The organism is Methanomassiliicoccales archaeon LGM-RCC1 (genome assembly GCA_030168575.1).
Lineage (GTDB): Archaea > Thermoplasmatota > Thermoplasmata > Methanomassiliicoccales > Methanomethylophilaceae > Methanoprimaticola.
The window spans coordinates 870459-887250 of the sequence record CP115555.1 but is presented as its reverse complement, the minus strand read 5'-3'; the positions used below and the strand labels follow the sequence as shown (position 1 = coordinate 887250).

17 protein-coding genes and 1 rRNA gene are annotated in these 16792 nt (G+C 53.0%); 14 read left to right on the top strand and 4 right to left on the bottom strand.

The genetic code is table 11. From position 1 onward, the window contains the following. Nucleotides 1-33 precede the first annotated feature (33 nt). From PED39_04360 to PED39_04335, 6 genes are all read left to right on the top strand, one after another. Nucleotides 34-306 (top strand): aspartyl/glutamyl-tRNA amidotransferase subunit C, encoded by a 273-nt coding sequence (locus tag PED39_04360; protein WII06824.1) that lies wholly within the window; start codon nt 34-36, stop codon nt 304-306. Beyond that, nucleotides 303-1631, top strand: coding sequence for an amidase family protein (locus tag PED39_04355; protein ID WII06823.1), 1329 nt, complete (start codon nt 303-305; stop codon nt 1629-1631). Before PED39_04360 ends, PED39_04355 begins: the two co-directional genes overlap by 4 nt. Next, the gene (gene gatB, locus PED39_04350) at nt 1628-2968 is read left to right on the top strand and encodes an Asp-tRNA(Asn)/Glu-tRNA(Gln) amidotransferase subunit GatB (protein ID WII06822.1); all 1341 of its coding nucleotides are present in this window, start codon (nt 1628-1630) and stop codon (nt 2966-2968) included. Before PED39_04355 ends, gatB begins: the two co-directional genes overlap by 4 nt. A gap of 169 nt (nt 2969-3137) precedes the next feature. After that, nucleotides 3138-3992: a hypothetical protein gene (locus tag PED39_04345; protein WII06821.1), complete on the top strand. Its 855-nt coding sequence runs from the start codon at nt 3138-3140 to the stop codon at nt 3990-3992. Then, entirely contained in the window at nt 3989-4336 is a 348-nt protein-coding gene (locus tag PED39_04340; protein WII06820.1) for a hypothetical protein, read from the top strand. The genes PED39_04345 and PED39_04340 overlap by 4 nt, the downstream gene beginning before the upstream one ends. Nucleotides 4337-4716: 380 nt before the next feature. Further along, nucleotides 4717-5229, top strand: coding sequence for a nitroreductase family protein (locus tag PED39_04335; GenBank protein WII06819.1), 513 nt, complete (start codon nt 4717-4719; stop codon nt 5227-5229). A 45-nt stretch (nt 5230-5274) separates the two neighbouring features. On the opposite strand, the gene PED39_04330 is transcribed toward PED39_04335, so the two are convergent. Continuing rightward, nucleotides 5275-5676, bottom strand: a complete 402-nt coding sequence (locus tag PED39_04330) for a DUF3574 domain-containing protein (GenBank protein WII06818.1) — start codon at nt 5674-5676, stop codon at nt 5275-5277. A gap of 69 nt (nt 5677-5745) precedes the next feature. On the opposite strand from PED39_04330, the gene PED39_04325 reads away from it, so the two are divergent. Next, nucleotides 5746-6693, top strand: a complete 948-nt coding sequence (locus PED39_04325; protein ID WII06817.1) for an arsenic resistance protein — start codon at nt 5746-5748, stop codon at nt 6691-6693. Between the two features lie 15 nt (nt 6694-6708). Here the strand turns inward: PED39_04325 and aspS are convergent, their stop codons facing one another. Both aspS and PED39_04315 read right to left on the bottom strand, forming a co-directional pair. Continuing rightward, nucleotides 6709-8529, bottom strand: a complete 1821-nt coding sequence (gene aspS / locus PED39_04320; GenBank protein WII06816.1) for an aspartate--tRNA ligase — start codon at nt 8527-8529, stop codon at nt 6709-6711. Between the two features lie 658 nt (nt 8530-9187). Beyond that, nucleotides 9188-9577: a zinc ribbon domain-containing protein gene (locus tag PED39_04315; protein ID WII06815.1), complete on the bottom strand. Its 390-nt coding sequence runs from the start codon at nt 9575-9577 to the stop codon at nt 9188-9190. A 130-nt stretch (nt 9578-9707) separates the two neighbouring features. Here PED39_04315 and PED39_04310 point away from each other — a divergent pair, with 130 nt between their 5' ends. From PED39_04310 to PED39_04300, 3 genes are read left to right on the top strand one after another with little or no spacing between them, the layout of a single operon-like run. Further along, nucleotides 9708-10886: a DHHA1 domain-containing protein gene (locus PED39_04310; GenBank protein ID WII06814.1), complete on the top strand. Its 1179-nt coding sequence runs from the start codon at nt 9708-9710 to the stop codon at nt 10884-10886. A gap of 38 nt (nt 10887-10924) precedes the next feature. Beyond that, complete coding sequence (locus PED39_04305; protein WII06813.1) at nt 10925-11296, top strand: nascent polypeptide-associated complex protein; 372 nt, start codon at nt 10925-10927, stop codon at nt 11294-11296. 4 nt (nt 11297-11300) lie between these two features. Continuing rightward, nucleotides 11301-11531 (top strand): HypC/HybG/HupF family hydrogenase formation chaperone, encoded by a 231-nt coding sequence (locus tag PED39_04300; protein WII06812.1) that lies wholly within the window; start codon nt 11301-11303, stop codon nt 11529-11531. Here PED39_04300 and PED39_04295 read toward each other — a convergent pair whose 3' ends face one another. Beyond that, nucleotides 11532-13046, bottom strand: a complete 1515-nt coding sequence (locus PED39_04295; GenBank protein WII06811.1) for a hypothetical protein — start codon at nt 13044-13046, stop codon at nt 11532-11534. It abuts the gene before it with no gap. A gap of 268 nt (nt 13047-13314) precedes the next feature. Between PED39_04295 and PED39_04290 the strand changes: the two genes are divergently transcribed. The 4 genes from PED39_04290 to PED39_04275 all read left to right on the top strand — a co-directional run bounded on the left by PED39_04290 (nt 13315) and on the right by PED39_04275 (nt 16790). Next, nucleotides 13315-14097 (top strand): B12-binding domain-containing protein, encoded by a 783-nt coding sequence (locus PED39_04290; protein WII06810.1) that lies wholly within the window; start codon nt 13315-13317, stop codon nt 14095-14097. A gap of 1 nt (nt 14098) precedes the next feature. Further along, complete coding sequence (locus PED39_04285) at nt 14099-15499, top strand: methanol--corrinoid methyltransferase (GenBank protein ID WII06809.1); 1401 nt, start codon at nt 14099-14101, stop codon at nt 15497-15499. Nucleotides 15500-15803: 304 nt separating this feature from the next. Next, nucleotides 15804-15925: ribosomal RNA gene (gene rrf / locus PED39_04280) — 5S ribosomal RNA — on the top strand. Nucleotides 15926-16019: 94 nt separating this feature from the next. Continuing rightward, nucleotides 16020-16790: an isopentenyl phosphate kinase gene (locus PED39_04275; GenBank protein WII06808.1), complete on the top strand. Its 771-nt coding sequence runs from the start codon at nt 16020-16022 to the stop codon at nt 16788-16790. Nucleotides 16791-16792: the final 2 nt, after the last annotated feature.

The following is a 16792-nucleotide window of genomic DNA, read 5'->3' as shown; positions in this document are numbered from 1 at the left end:
AAATCATCCCGATAGCCCGCCGAAGGTCTAGTAATGGATGTGAAGACCGTTAGAGACGTGGCGAAGTTCGCCCACATAGCCCTCACCGACGAGGAAGCGGAGAGATACTGCAAGGAGCTGGGGGACATCCTCGGCTACTTCGAGCTGCTCAACGAGGCACCAGAGTGCAACGAGCGCGGTGTCAATCCCATCATGGTCGCTGACATCATCAGGGAGGACGTTCCCAAAGAGGAGTTCGACGCCGATGAGCTGCTCAGGGGCATGGACACATACGACAGGTACGTAAGGGGGCCCAGGCTGTCATGAGCATGGATGACGTGATGTCCAAACTGAAGGCGGTCAACGAGAAGTACCGCATGTTCCATGCGATGACGGACGACACGTCCGCAGGCGATGCCAAGTTCCTGTTCTCAGCGAAGGACAACCTCACATCCAAGGACATGGAGACCTGTGCAGGATCGAGGATCCTGGAGGGTTACCATCCAGTGTTCGATGCCACATCCATATCGAAGCTCAGGGATGCCGGAGGCAAGCTAGTCGGGAAGACCAACATGGACGAGTTCGGTTTCGGAACCTTCTCCACCAACTCGGGATTCGAGATCCCCAGGAACCCCTACGCCCTTGACAGGGCATGCGGAGGGTCCTCAGGAGGATCCGCCTGCGCCGCTTCGGTCATCGAGGACCACATCTCACTGGGAGTCTCCACCGGAGGTTCCATCTGCTGTCCCGCATCCTTCTGCGGCGTGTACGGGATCGCACCCACATACGGACGCGTGTCCAGGTACGGTCTCATCGACTACGGTAACTCCCTTGACAAGATCGGCGTTCTGTCGCAGAAGGCGACGGACCTGAAGAAGTACATGGAGCTCATCGCCGGAAAGGACGATAGGGACCCCACATCTATGGTCCAGCCTGATTTCGACACATCCTACACGAAGATGAGGTCCGTGGCGATCCCCAAGGAGGGCATCGAAGGACTTTCCAAGGAAGTGGAGGCTGCTTTCAACAACGCCGTGGAGCAGCTGAAAGGAATGGGAATCGATGTAGAGTACGTCGACATGCCTTCGTTGAGGTTTGCCATGCCCGCCTATTATGTTCTGGCAACATCAGAGGCTTCCACCAACCTCGCCAGATATGTCGGTATGAGGTACGGCCACCAGGACGGCGACCGCACCCAGAAGTTCGACGATTTCTTCACGGAAGTGCGTACGAAGTACTTCGGTGACGAGGCCAAGAGGAGGATCCTCCTGGGGACCTACGCCCGCATGGCAGGATTCGGAGGAAGGCACTACGCCAAGGCCAGAGAGGTCAGGCAGGTTGTCATCAACGATTACAAGAAGGTCCTGGCAGACCACGACGCTGTGCTCGCACCCACCATGCCCTTCACAGCACCCAAATTCGATGACATCTCTAAGATGTCGGCTCTCGATTCATACAAGGCGGATTACCTCACGGTCCCCGCCAACATCGCAGGAACGCCCCACCTGTCTGTCCCCTGTGGATACGACTCCGAGGGAATGCCAGTCGGAATGCAGTTCGTAGCGAACCACTGGAACGAGAAGGTCCTGTTCTCCGTTGCGGAGGACTGGGAGAAGCAGTTCGATCTCAAGAGACCGGAGGTGTCGATATGAAGATCGGATTGGAATGCCATGTGCAGCTTCCCACCAAATCCAAGATGTTCTGCTCCTGCCCCACGGAAGAGTGCGAGTTCCCCAACACCCATGTGTGCCCCACATGCCTGGGCATGCCGGGATCCAGGCCCGTCCTGAACAAGCAGGTTCTGGTCTACGGGATAATGATCGCTAAGATGCTCAACTGCGAGGTCAACGACACCACATGGTTCGCAAGGAAGACCTACTTCTACCCGGACATGTCGAAGAGCGTCCAGATCACGCAGTACGACAACCCGATCGGAGAGAGGGGAGTCTACTACCTGGACGGCAAGAAGCCCATCAGGATCACCAGGATACACATCGAGGAGGACCCTGGAAAGACCAAGAGGACCGCGGACCTCACGTCGCTCGTGGATTACAACAGGTCCGGAATCCCTCTGGCGGAGATCGTGACCGAGCCGGACATCGCTACGCCTGCGGAGGCCAGGCAGTTCCTCACACAGATGATCGGGGACATCAGACACCTGCTGGACATCCCCGACGACCTGGAATGGGAGGTCAAGTGCGACTGCAACATCTCCGTCGGGACCGAGAGGGTCGAGATCAAGAACGTCAGCGGTCTGAAGAACGCCGAGAAGGCGCTGCATTCGGAGATGGTCAGGCAGATCGCCATGATCAAGGCCAAGAAGAAGATCGTCAGGGAGACCAGGAGATACGACCCCGAGAGGGACGTCACCGTCAGCATGAGGGTGAAGGAGTTCGAGGACCAGTACGGTTACATCGATGAACCCGATCTCGGAATCTATCACATCAAGGAGCTGGCCGATTCCATAAGGATCGCCGAGAGCCCCCAGAACATGATCCTGAGGATGACTTCGCAGTACAGCCTGGACCCGAAGATGGCCAAGCAGCTTGTGAACACCTCTGTGGACCTTGCCATCCTCTTCGAGGATGTCGCGAAGGAGTTCGGGACCGCCGATGCCATCAAGTGGGTCGGAGGTCCGATCAGCGCCAACTGGAGGGCCATGGAGGACCGCGGTGTAAACGACCTGTCGAAATTGAAGGGATTCATCAAGGACTTCGCAGACAGGAAGATCACCGACACCCAATGCGCCATCGAGATCAAATCGTTCATGACCGGTCAGGATGCGACCGCCGCACAGGAGGAGTCCGCAGGATTGGAGACACTGATCAACGGCTTCCTCGATGAGAACCCGAAGATCGTCGCCGACTACCAGAAGAACGACAAGGCAGCCAATCAGGTAATCGGATATGTCATGAGGCAGACCGGGGGCAAGTACTCCTCGGCAGAAGTGGTGGAAGCAGCCAAAAAGCTGATTGAATCCAGGATATGAGCGTCTGCCACAGAATTAATCCTAAAAATAAAGCAAATCATGGGGCAGGTTCTTGCCCCATCACTTTTCCATATTTTTTCTTTATTTGATTGATATAATTATTATTCAATAATAATTCCCAAAATTATTATTAAATACTTCAATAGAGTAGATAATAATAGGTGTGGCGATGTTCAGTCAAAGGGAGTTGGAATCACTCTATTATCTGTCGAGAGGATGCACAGATGTCGGTTCGTTAGCCGAAGCGATGAACATATCGAATCCAGAAACATACAGAATAGTTAGGAATCTGAAATCCAAAGATGTTCTAAAAAAAGAAAAACCACTAGCAATAAGCAACTGTGCCTTTGCCAAACGCTTATTCTATATCATGAGCAACGGGCCTGAAGTATCGAGATTCTTCAGTGACAGCAGATTGGATGTCCTTAAGTGTATCATGACGGCCAAAGACCTCAGCACCATCTCCAAGGAGACGGGGATCTCTGAGTCGCACATACATAAGATTCTGAACATTCATACCAACGGAGGTATCGTTAGAAATATCAACGGATACTACAGCCTGAATGATAACAGATATCCTCAAATCAGAAAATTCCTAGAAAGCTTGATTGACCATCTGGAGGTCAATGACGCCAAACTTCCGGATAACTCCCTTCTTCTCTTCAGGAAAAACGATGCCATCATCTACTCCACTAAAGAAAAAACGACAGACAATGTCACAGGCTTCACAGCTTTGGAAAAATATGGATTGACTGGTTGGGTATTCGATGACGTTTATTGTACGACAGAATATGGTGAACTTTCTCTAGAGGAGATATTCAACGATGCATTGAAAATAGCGGAGCATGAAGATAGCACAAGACTCCGTATGGCCGCTGAACTCTTCTACATGAAAAACGAAGATAAGCTTAACCCTCCAAAGGAGTTTGTCGACATCCACAACCGCATATTGTCAGGTGAGCGTATAGAGAGATGGCCGTCTCTCCAAGATCTGAACGACAGACTGTGGACGGTGGAAGGATGATCGAGAACACCTCACAGATCGAAAAACTCATCAGAGACATAGATTCGTTTATAGATCGCCCTGCGGACATATACTTGATCGGCGGTGGCGCTATGCTTTACAACAAGTCAAAGAAAAAGACCAAAGATGTCGATTTTGTAGTGCGTTCCAAGGAATCCTATGATGCTCTGATTTCAGCTCTTAAGAACATGGGATTTGAATCCATAAGGCCAACCCCAGGAATGGAGAGAACTAACATTTCAGACATGCTTTCTTTGGATGATTATCGGATTGATATCTTCGAGTCGAGAGTCTGCGGAATGCTCGGGCTTTCAGATGGCATGGCGGATCGCTCTACATTATGAATAGCATATGATAAAACCCGTCTATTTACATGCAGTTCAGAGGATATTTTTGTTTTCAAATCCGTAACTGAAAGAACCAACGATTATGAAGATTGTCTCAGACTGATTTTCTCTCATGATTTTGACTGGACCACTGTTCTGAACGAGATAAGATCTCAGTATAGGGCCTACGTATCACCATGGGTTACGTACACAACAGAAACTGTGATCAGACTATCCGAAGAAATCGACGTACCGATCAGAAATGAGATGATAAAGATCAAAGAAGAATACATAGAACAATGGGCATCTCAGTTTGAAAAGGCGCATCTGGATTAAACTGCCTTTGATTGTGATCTTTCGGCTAGATATTCTTTATCTAAAGATACCCATGGTTCTTCATGCAATTCGAAGACGTGATCAACTCAAGATACTCGGTCAGGAAGTACAGCGACAAGCCCGTGGAGGACGCTGTTCTGAACAAGATTCTGGAGGCTGGAAGGCTCGCTCCCACCGCCAAGAACATGCAGGGGCAACACATCTATGTGGTCAGGTCCCCCGAGCAGAGGAAGAAGTTCGATAAGGAATGGTGCATGCATTTCGATGCGCCCATTGTTTTGATAATCGCAATGAAGAAGGACCTCGAGTGGATCAGTCACTTCTCCAAACTGAACCGCGGAGAGACCGATGCCGCCATCGTTACCGACGAGATGATGCTCCAGGCGCATGCTCTCGGTCTGGGAACATGCTGGGTCGGCTGGTTCGACCCCCAGAAGGTGAAAGAGGTGTTCAACCTCCCCGAGGACGAAACAGTCTATAACCTCCTGCCCCTCGGATACCCTGCAGACGATTGCAAGCCTGGACCGATGCACGCATCCAGGAAACCACTGGAAGAGACCGTCACCTTCCTGTAAACAATAAAATTTGATGGGCGGGTCATGAGGCCCGCACCATCTGTTTCAATAGAACTCTATTTTCGGTTTGCCGATCGAGATCAGGATGCTTGACTGGTGAAGCAGGTCCTTGACCTCGTCGCAGATCTTGTGGACATCCTCGTAGGAAACATCGGTCAGGTAGTAGACCAGGCTCTGCTCGTGGGCGATGTTTCCGTCGTCATAGGTGTATGCTCCATCCGCATTGTAGCGGGTGAGGCCGCCCATGTACTTCAGGACGATCTCGTCCACCCATTCGGCCGCCTCCACCGGATCGTAGTCCTCGCCTGTCACCGAATCGTTGAGGCCGATATACAATGTGTATTCGGTCTGACCGTGATCCGACAGAATGTAGATTACCGCACCGGCGAGGATGACCTCTATTATGACGACGACCGCAATCAACGTCAAGATGCTTTTGTTTTCCATGGCGGTGAATCGTCATGTTAGACATAATTGTTACTCACTTTTTTTCTACTTGCTAATCGATTGGTCAGTATGAACAGTGCGTTCCTGCATCCGCTTATCATGCTGTCCGCGGCGATAATCGGCCTGGCGGCAGGGATGCTGTCCGACTGTTCCGACGCTTCGCTCCTGATAGAGCCGTTCCTGATGGTGATGCTGTTCTTCGTGTTCATGTGCGTCAGCATCAGGGATATCGGGAAATCCTTCTCCAACAGGCACTTCACCCTGACGGCCCTGACGATCAACTTCGTCTGGACGCCCGTATTCTCATTGCTGCTAGGGCTGATGTTCGCGGAGATCGATGTCAGGATCGGACTGGTGATGCTCCTTGTCACACCCTGCACGGATTGGTATCTGGTTTTCACCGCTATGGCCAAAGGAAACGTTCCCCTGAGCAGCTCCCTTCTGCCTCTGAACCTGATCCTGCAGATCGTCCTGATGCCGGTGTACCTGCTCATATTCTTCAACACACAGGTGGACATGGACATACCCGGTCTTCTATGGAGCATGATCGTGGTATTGGTGATCCCTCTGACCGCTGCCATCGTCTTGAAAATAGTGGGGGCGAAGGTCCAAAAGGTCGCCTATCTTGGTTCTAGAATTAGCGAAAACGGAGACAACCTTCAGCTATTCTTCCTGTGCTTGGCCATCGCGGCCATGTTCGCATCCGAGAGCGCTGAGCTGATGGGCCATCTTGAGCTGTTCATAGCGCTCATAGTCCCGCTGCTGGTGTTCTTCGCCGTGAACTACGTCGTAGCGACATTCGTATCCAGATTGCAGAGGTTCGACACGGCGGACACCACTTCCCTTGTGTTCACCAGCATGGCAAGGAACTCCCCACTGTCCCTCGCGATTGCAGTGGCGGCTTTCCCTGACGCTACATTGCTGCTGTTGGTGCTGGTAATCGCACCGCTGATAGAACTTCCGATCCTATCGGTTACCGCAGGATACAGGTTGAAGAAAGTAGAGAAAGGGGCCTGAGCCCCTGAAATGTTTTCACTCCTCGGGGAGGTCCTCGTACTCCGAAAGGTCGAGGTCCTCTCCTGCGAGGGAGATGATCTGGAGCTCTTCCAGCTTGTCGTCGTCCACCTTGGATGGGGAACCATCCAGGAGGGATACTGCCCTCTTGTTCTTGGGGAATGCTATGACGTCCCTAATGGAGTCCTTGTTGAGAAGGATCGCACAGATCCTGTCAATACCGATGGCGATACCTCCGTGGGGCGGCGCACCGTAGCTGAGCATCTCCACGAAGTAACCGAAGTTCCTCTCGATCCTCTCATCGTCCAGACCGAGCTTGTGGAAGACCTCGATCTGCTTCTCGGCGTTGTGGATACGGAGCGAACCGGATCCGAGCTCGTTGCCGTTCAGGCAGAGGTCGAAGCATGCTCCTCCGACGTACTCGTCGTTGAGGTCGTTGGTCGGCAGCACGAACGGGTGGTGGAACGCGTCGTACTTCCCGGATACGGGATCGATCTCGAACATGGGACAGTCGTCCATCCAGAAGAACTGGAATACATTGTCCGGAACGAGTCCGAGATCCTCAGCGATCTTCTTCCTGAGGAATCCTCCGCTCTCGTAGGTGGCCTTCCAGGGCCCTGCGATAATGAATATCAGGTCGCCCTCCTCGGCGCCCATGGTCTTCTTGATGTTCTCCAGGATCTCCGGCGTGAAGTACTTGACGATGTTGGATTCCAGCTGCCCGTTGACGCACCTCATCCATGTGAGTCCTCCGAGTCCGACCTTCTTCGCGTATGCGATGTAACGGTCGACATCGTTCCTTCCGACCTTGTCGCCGGCGATATCGGCCTTGAGATTGATTCCTGCGACGATCCCGCCGTTGGCCAGAATGTTCTGGAAGATCTTGTACGGAGCGTCCTTCACGACCTCCGTGAGCTTGACGAACTCCAGCCCGTACCTCATATCGGGCTTGTCGGATCCGAACCTCTCCATGGCGTCCCTGTATCCGATGTGGGGGAAGGGCGTCTTGAGCTCCTCGTCGTACAGGCCTTTCCAGATGTAGGCCATCAGGCCCTCCATCATGTCCTGGATGTCCTTCATGTCCACGAAGGACATCTCGAGGTCCAGCTGCGTGAACTCAGGCTGACGGTCCTTCCTTGAATCCTCGTCACGGAAGCATCTGGCAACCTGATAGTAACGGTCCATAGATGCGACCATCAGCATCTGCTTGAACTGCTGTGGCGACTGGGGGAGCGCGTAGAACGTTCCGGGGTGCACCCTCGAGGGCACGATGTAGTCCCTAGCTCCCTCGGGCGTGGACCTTCCCAGGATGGGGGTCTCGATCTCAAGGAAACCGTTCTGCTCCAGATACTGCCTGGCAAGATGGACCAGCTTGGATCTGAAGACCATGGACTGAATCATCTCGGTCCTCCTGAGGTCCAGGTACCTGTACTTGAGCCTGGTGTCCTCGTTGGGAAGGACTCCTTCCTTCTGGTCCCCGATCTCGAACGGGGGTATGGCACAAGTGTTCAGGAGCTCCGCTCCGGTGATGAGCACCTCGATCTGTCCGGTGGGATTCCTGGCATCCTCGGTCCCCTCGACCCTATTCCTTACGGTACCATCGATGGAAATGACGCATTCGCGGGTGAAGGTATTCATCACATCCGCGATCTTCTTTGCATCCGTGCCGGCGGGAAGGTCCTGAGGGTCGAAGACGACCTGGGTTATCCCGTACCTATCGGCAAGGTCGATGAACTGCACCCCGCCGTGGTCCCTGGAGAACCTGACCCATCCCTGCAGGCAAACCTTCTTTCCGATGTCGGAAACCCTAAGCTCACCACAGGTGTTCGTTCTTCTCATGAGAGCGCCTCTAACTATCGCACGCTACTAATAAAGTATTATAAAAGGGGATTGGAAGCGAGTATTGCACGAAACGATCGCGGATTTGCCGATAGATCCTTCGTTTAAATAACGGCCAGGGGGTCGCAATCTATAGACCGTAGAAAGCCCTTATGGTCATTAAATCTTGGAAACCCCAGTATCCTAATGGGCGGGGAAGGAAGTCCGTCGCGAAGGACTTCCTATCGCGACCGGACTGTTTGCCCGTACCTAATCCTTAGGAGGTGATTAAATACCTGCAAAGGAAGAGGACAGGGGAACCAAGTTCGAATTCGTTTCCCTCGTCCTCTCGGCAATCCGGACAATGTCCGAATTGCTAAGATGGTTCCTTTGAGAACCAAGGCCCCTTCAGGGGCCTAAATCCTTCAGGAACATTGTATCGATTTCATATGAGGATATAATGCTATCCTTGAGAATTCACAAAAAGTCGCTGTAAACTATCATGTCATCACCCTCGTTATCCGATTCTATATCGCAAGGACAGATGCGGTAGCAACGAGATCTTCAGGCATGACGGGTACATTCGACTTAGAAACACATATGACCGCTGTGGATGGTGTCTCCATCCACAGCCATGTGTGGGAAGAAGACGGCAGAGCCGTCGATTTATTCAGTGATTTCACATACCGAACAAACTGGAAATCATGGGCATTATTACCAGGTAGTATAACGCGAGAATTATAGGTATCTGGATCAATGTTCCGATTATACTCCATAACAATGCGTTCACCGTTGGATTACGGGTGTACTTCCCATAGTTCCCGTTGTACGTGAGCACTGCCAATAATACTCCAAAAAGACCAAAGAAAAATCCCAATATCAACGGGACTGCCTTGGATGGATTGACAGGCTTATCAGGGTCGTTTTGCTGATTCTGTGCATCATATACTGGTGGTGCTGAATATATGGGGGCTGCCCCATAGCCTGGTGCGTTGTTCAACCTCATCCCACACCCAGTGCAGAATAATTCTCCATCACTCATTTGTCTTCCACAGTTTGGGCAGATCATAAAGGCACGAATGCAATGCATGGTTATAGAATCTACCTGTCATTCTTGATTATCTCACGTTAGTTACAGACCTATAGTCGGATGACCATCTGTTTTATTAGAACCGACCGCATCCGCGAAATCCGATACGATGACCGACGAGATCTTCAGGCATGATGGGTACATTTTCGACTTCGAGGCACATGTTGCCGCTGTGGATGGGGACGATGTTATCCTCGACTGCACAGCATTCTACCCCGGCGGGGGCGGCCAGGTCTGCGATACCGGCAGCATCGCCAACTGCAAGGTCACCGAAGTCTCATACAACAAGGACAATGACATCGTCCACAAGTGCCCAGGGAACGATCTCCACGTCGGCGACACCGTTTGGTGCCAGGTGGACTGGAACAGACGCTACGACCTCATGCAGGGCCACACAGGGGAGCATCTGCTCTTCGGTTCACTGAAGAGGCAGTGCGAGGAGCTCAGCATCGTGAAGATCTTCATCTCGCCTGAGACCAAGTACGTCATCGTGGACAGGGACCTGACCTGGGAGCAGATCAGGAAGGCCGAGGACTTCGCCAACCAGGCCATCAGGGACAACCATTCCATCACCCACAGCATCATGGACAGGGACGATCCGGAACTGGAGAAGGTCAGGATCAAGCTGGACAGGATCGGAGAGGATGAGGAGATCACCGTCGTCGCCATAGGCGATATCGACTATTCCGCATGCAGCGGGGTGCACGTCCTAGAGACATCCGAACTGGAGATGCTGGTCGTCGACCGCAAGGTAAAGGCCGGAAAGGAAGGATACGAGATCCACTTCAAGGTCGGAGAGGCCGCCAAGCAATCTGCAGTAGCACTGTCCAACGTAGCGTTGGAGGTCATCGATGTCATAGGCTGCAAGAACGAGGATGCAGCGAAGGCCGTATCCAACATGAAGCAGGAGCTGGAGGTCAAGAACAGGCTCCTGAGGGATGCTACCAAGAGGATGGTGTCGCATCTCTCGCCGGAGGACGTCAACGGCACAGCTCTGTACTCGGCCATCCTTCCTGGAGCGGACAGGAATGTCATGAACGACACCATGGAATCGATCAGATCCAAAGGCGGTATCGGAGCATTCGTATCCGTGTCGGAGACACTGTCGGTCATGCTCGCATCCGGAAACCCGAAGGTAGATTGCAAGGCCGTCATCTCAGACGTCCTGGGAAGGTTCGGAGGACGCGGCGGAGGGAAGCCCGACTTCGCACAGGGAGGAGTCCCCGACGTGGAGAAAGCTGACGAGGTCCTGTCAGCATTGGTGGCCGCAGTCAAGGAAAGCATTTGAAAATACTTTTTAAATAAACGTCATAGGATGAGGATACCATGGGCGGAATGAGAATGAACCCTCGCCAGATGCAGAAGGCGATGAAACAGATGGGCATCAAGCAGAACAGTCTCGAGGACGTCACCGAGGTCATAATCAGGACCAGGACGAACGAGATCGTGCTCAAGGGTGCCGACGTCATCTGCGTCGAGATGGGCGGACAGAAGAGCTATCAGGTCAGCGGTCCCGAGACCGTCAGGCCGCTGGGTGGCTCCGATGAGGGATCCTCAGAGCCCGAGGTGACGTTCGCAGCATCCGATGTCGACCTGGTCATGAGTCAGACCGGATGCGACAGGGAGAAGGCCATCGCCGCGCTTACAGCGACGGACGGCCAGCCCGCAGAGGCCATCCTCAAGATCATGACGGAGTGATACCATGTGCCTAGCTATACCCGGGAAGATCGTAAAGATCGATGGAGAGATGGCCGATGTGGACTTCGGCGGAGTGACCAGGAAGGCCAACGTCGCAATGGTCGAGGCGGAGGTCGGCATGTGGGCGGTTATCCATGCAGGTTTTGCCATCCAGATCATGGACGAGGAGGATGCTCAGGAGACCATCAGGCTCTGGAACGAGGTCCTCGACAGCGACAAGACCACATATTGCTGATCATTCTAGATCGTAGTCTATCTCGAACGCGTTTAAGATGCGTATGTGAGTGTCGCTCAGCATCGTCTGCATGGGTTTCTTCGTGCCCGGCACGTTTATCGTCCTGATGGATGACAGCTCGGCGATTAGCTGCTTGTAGGTCAGGGTCTTGTTCAGCTTCTTGGATATCATGATGTTCTCGACCTGCATCCTCAGGATCAGCGCCAGGAACTGGATGAATATCCTGCTCAGGTAGTTGGATTCGGTGAAGAGGTTGAATGTCGTACTGTCGTACTCGTTCTTCATGTTCTCGAACATTCCCGTGATCGTCTTGTTCTGAAGGAACGGTATCAGCGCCGTCGACGGGTTGCGGGTGAAGTTGGAGATGATCGTCGAGTAACCTAGGTACTGGTTGTGGTGGAGGATGGCCTCGCTGTTATGAGAGACCACCTGCCTCCCTCTCTCGTCCTCCGTGACTATCAGGTACTTGTCGTACAGCTCCTGATGACCCTCGACGGGACGGTTGGTCTCCAACTCGTACTTGCACAGATTGATGATGGAGATGAATGTGGACAGATCCTGGACGGCCTTGTTCGGATCGAAGAAGATGTGGATGTAGAGCTTTCTCCCATTCACATGGTGCATGTACGTTTCTATGAACAGTGGGGTTCCAAACAGTATCCTGTAGTTCTCCGGATTGGTCATCGACGGTTCGGCCTTCTCGATCATCCCGGAGACGAACTCGTTGTCGGGACGGGTACGGACGATGAGGTTGCTGCCTGCGTAAGCCACCAGTGAAGGGTCGAGCGGATCCCCGTTCTCCTCGTCCATGAATGACGACAGCCTGCTGAAGCTCTCCCTGTATACATCGTAATCGCCGATCTTGTGGCCAGTGGCCATATTGGACAGCTGATAGCACAACGGTATGTTGTTCTTGGTGCTGAAGAAGATGTCCATCTTCGTCCTGTTGCTGTTGATGTTGAAATCGATATTGTACCTCTTCGAATACTCACTCATATCGTTCTCCGAGTCGCTGAAGCTGATGGAGCTCTCGTATGTCTCGTCGGGCTGCACACGTAGCTTCCATAGCGTGAAGAATAGGGAGATGCCGTTGGAGGTGATGTTGGACAGCAGCTCGTTCATGACATGCTCAGTCATGATGGAGTTGTAGGGTGCCCTGTTGTTCTCGCTCCACTGCTTGCAAAACTGCAGCTCCCCTCCGGTGGATGCGAGATAGTACGCTACGGTCATTATCTTCTTCCAATCATCCGGGAACGATAACGCCAGGGTCTCGGAGAGCAGCATGTCCTTGGCCACCTTGTCGAACATCTTGCTGACAAAAACGGAACGGACTGTGGGATAATCTCTTGTCTTGCTGGCCCTGTTCGGGACAATCTCGCCGGTCCCCGGATCCACGTGTCCTATGCATTTGCGCTTGTTGACGCACTTCTTCTTATCTGGATCCCAAACGGATTCGTTCAGATAAGCATAAATAGTATTGGACTTCCGATTTCTCAGATAGACAATCGATGACATTCATTTTGTATAATATTGTAATTATACATATAATTTTTCGATTATACATATGATATCAACACACCTAATTCATCCAATAAAACCCAATTACTATACAATCCAGTATAATTATTTATTACAAACTTAAACGATATATGGATATATCATTCATCCATGAATTTTTAAACAAAGTTTTATAAATGTTATAATTTAAAATGGTCATTTCGATTTTGAGACGGGTTATAAACATTCCACTCGTAACATCCATCCAACCTCAAAAGGTGGTAATGTGCTAAGCAAAGAAGGAGCAGATTTCACAAAAGTCCTCAAGCGCTACGACATCGATATGCAGGTGACGTTGACGCCCGAGGAGATGGCAGAGAAGATGCTGCCTACCGACGAAGTATTCAGAAAGGTAGCAGAGCAGGTTCTGCACATGCAGTTCAAGACAGTCGGACCTACCGTTATGGAGGCCCTCAAAACAAGGGATCCCCTTGATATTATCAATAATGGATTGGTAGCAGGAATGGAGTGTGTAGCAAAGCTGTACGCAGAGCACGTGTACTTCCTGCCCGAGATCATGATGGCCGCAAAGACCATGGAGATCGGAATCGCGATCGCAGAGAAGCAGGTCCCCGGAGGACGCGAGTCCAAGGGAACCGTCGTCATGCACGCTGCCGAGGGAGACCCCCATGACATCGGAAAGAACATTGCAGCTGTTATGGTTAGGTCCTCAGGATACGATGTCGTCGACATGGGACGTGACGTACCTATCGTGGACTTCATCGCTAAGGTCGAAGAGGTCAAGCCCCTGTTCGCCAGCGGAACCGCCCTCATGACCACAACCATGTCCGCATTCCCCACTGAAGCTAAGATGCTCCAGGACAAGGGAATCAACATCCCCCTGATGGGATGCGGCGGAGCGGTCAACAGGGAGTACGCCAACTCCTACGATCTCGGTATCTACTCGGAGAAGGCGCCCCAGACGCCCATCATCGCGGAGAAGATCAGACAGGGATACACCTGGAAGCAGATCAGAGAAGAGTGGGACGGCATTGTAGGAGGTCAGTGAGATGGCAGTAACAAGATACACGAGTATGGCATACGAGAGCGCAGACGACATGGTAATGGGGCACTCTAAGCACCCCGTATCCTACGGATTCGGTCTGAAGCTCGGCGCAGGATACGTCGTCCCTGAGATCAACTACGCCCCCAGGCCCGGAACCGAGAAGGACCCCGAGAAGCTCAGGAAGGAGTATGTAGATTACATCACAAAGGACATCCTCGACAGGGCTGTCACCGTCGGATTCCCCAACGTCCAGCTGGAGACCGAGTGGGTCTCCCAGATGAACCAGGCCAAGCTCTCCGCACCCGTCGTCGCGGGCCAGGAGGAGATGTGCGAGAAATACCATGAGGAGTACGGACTCAACTGCGGTACGAGACAGACCATCCCCGATCAGCGTGAGGCCGACCACGGACTCAGGCCCGGGATGGACACCGTCCACGCATACCCCGAGAAGTTCTTCGAGTGCTGCGACATCGCATGCGAGAACGGAGCCGACAACCTGTCCGTCGAGTCAGTCGGAGGAAAGGAGTTCGCAGACTACGCCGTCACCAACGGAGACATCGTCGCTTTCCTATACGGTGTCGGATACCTCGGATCCATCGACATGACCTGGACCTGGGAGCAGATGGTCGACATCGCAAAGAGGAACCACTGCACACCTGGTGGAGACACCAACTGTTCCGGAGCGAACGTTTCCATGTTCATGGCCGGAGGAATGATGGATCAGGACGTCCAGAGGACCTTCTCCGCCGTCACCCGTGCAATCGCATCCGCCAGGACCCTGTGTGCCTGGGAGTGCGGAGCCCTCGGACCCGACAAGGACTGCGGTTACGAAGGCCCTATCGTCAAGGCCATCGCAGGAAAGCCCACCACACAGGAGGGAAAGAACTGCCAGTGCGCACACTGCGATCTGCAGGGTAACCTCATCGCTCAGTGCTGCGACCTCTGGTCCAACGAGTCCGTCGAGTACCACCCCGAGTTCGGAGGAACATCCGTCCAGTGCTGGTTCGGATCCATCGGATACGAAGCCGCTCTGATGAACACCGCCATCCAGCTCAAGCAGGAGAAGACCCTCAGGGACCTGTACATGTACGCTGACAGATACAGAGGACCCGAGGGATACATCCTCGCATACGACCACGCCTGGGAGATCGGAAAGGCCATCGCCGAGAACGGAAACGACCTCTACCTCAGATCAAGGGCGGCCGGAATCAAGGCTGCCGAGATACTGCTCAAGGGATACGAATCCAAGGAGCTTGGCCTCACCGTCAAGCAGTTGGAGACACTCCAGGATATCCACAAGAAGCTCACCGCCCTTCCCGAGGACACTGACAAGTTCACCGAGTGGGCCCACAAGGAGTACAAGGAGATCGTCCCCAACTACAACCTCAAGAACTACGGTCTCTGAGATCACCTATAAACCCCAACAGCTCCCCTCATCCTCCTGGGGGGGGGCAACCCCTCTAAATCCCTCCAACTCGACAATTTTGTGTCAAGGGAACTCCATCCAGATGTTCATTATTGTGGACTTCTTTTCCTACCCCTGCTAAATAGTAATATGATATGACAGAATCGTTCGGGACCCGTATTGCTTGCCTATTGGTACGGCTCCCGAAATAAGGCACCCGGGCGTCCTCCTACGCACGGGGGCCTTACCCCGTCAATCGGTGCCCAGCAAATGTTATATACTTCTCTCCTATCCTCCGTATTGGTATGACGGCCATAGCGGAGGAGTCACACCCGGTCCCATTCCGAACCCGGCAGTAAAGCCCTCCCGCGTACCTGTCTGTACTGTATTGCGCAAGCGTACGGGAACTCAGGCACGCTGTCAACCACTTTTCTTCTCTAATCCTGTGGACGGGAGTCTCGATTTCTTTCGACAATAGCGACCGCCTATCTTATTATAAAGAAGACCAATCCACGAGACGATGATACTTATCAAGCTCGGCGGAAGCGTGATTACCGACAAGGCCCAGTACAGATCCTTCAAACAGGAGCAGACTGCTAGGCTTTGCAAGGAGATCGCTTCGGCTGGCGTAGGTGTGATGATCGTCCACGGGGCCGGTTCATTCGGCCACATGATCGCCAAGAAGTACTCCCTTCAGTACGGACTGAAGGACTTCGGACAGATCCCTGCCGTGGCACAGGTTCAGCACGACGTCAGGGATCTGAGCGCCATGGTGACACAAGAGCTCATCAAGGTCGGTCTTCCTGCGGTCTCGGTCCCTCCGGGATCCTGCTTCGTCATGGACAAGGGAAGGCTCATCGTCAACGAGCCCGAGGCATTAAAGGCACTGGCCCACATAGGCATCATGCCTGTCCTGTTTGGAGACGTCGTGGCTGACCGGTCCTACGGTTTCGCCATCTGTTCCGGGGACCAGGCCATGGAGGTAATAGCGGACATCTTCAAGCCGTCGAAGATAGTCTTCGTATCGGATGTCGACGGCCTCTACACAGCGGATCCGAAGAAGGATCAGAACGCCAAGCTGATAGAGTATGCCGACAGCAGCATGCTCGATAAGTTGGACTCGGAGCTGTCCGTGGCGGACGTCACTGGCGGCATCAAGGGCAAAGTGGAAGAGATGATCAGAATGTGCGGGGATGACGGAGAGTGCATCCTCGTCAACGGTACGGTGCCCGGCAGGCTCGAGGCGCTGCTCAAGGGGGAGGAAGTCCCCTGCACCAAGGTTAGGCCGTGATA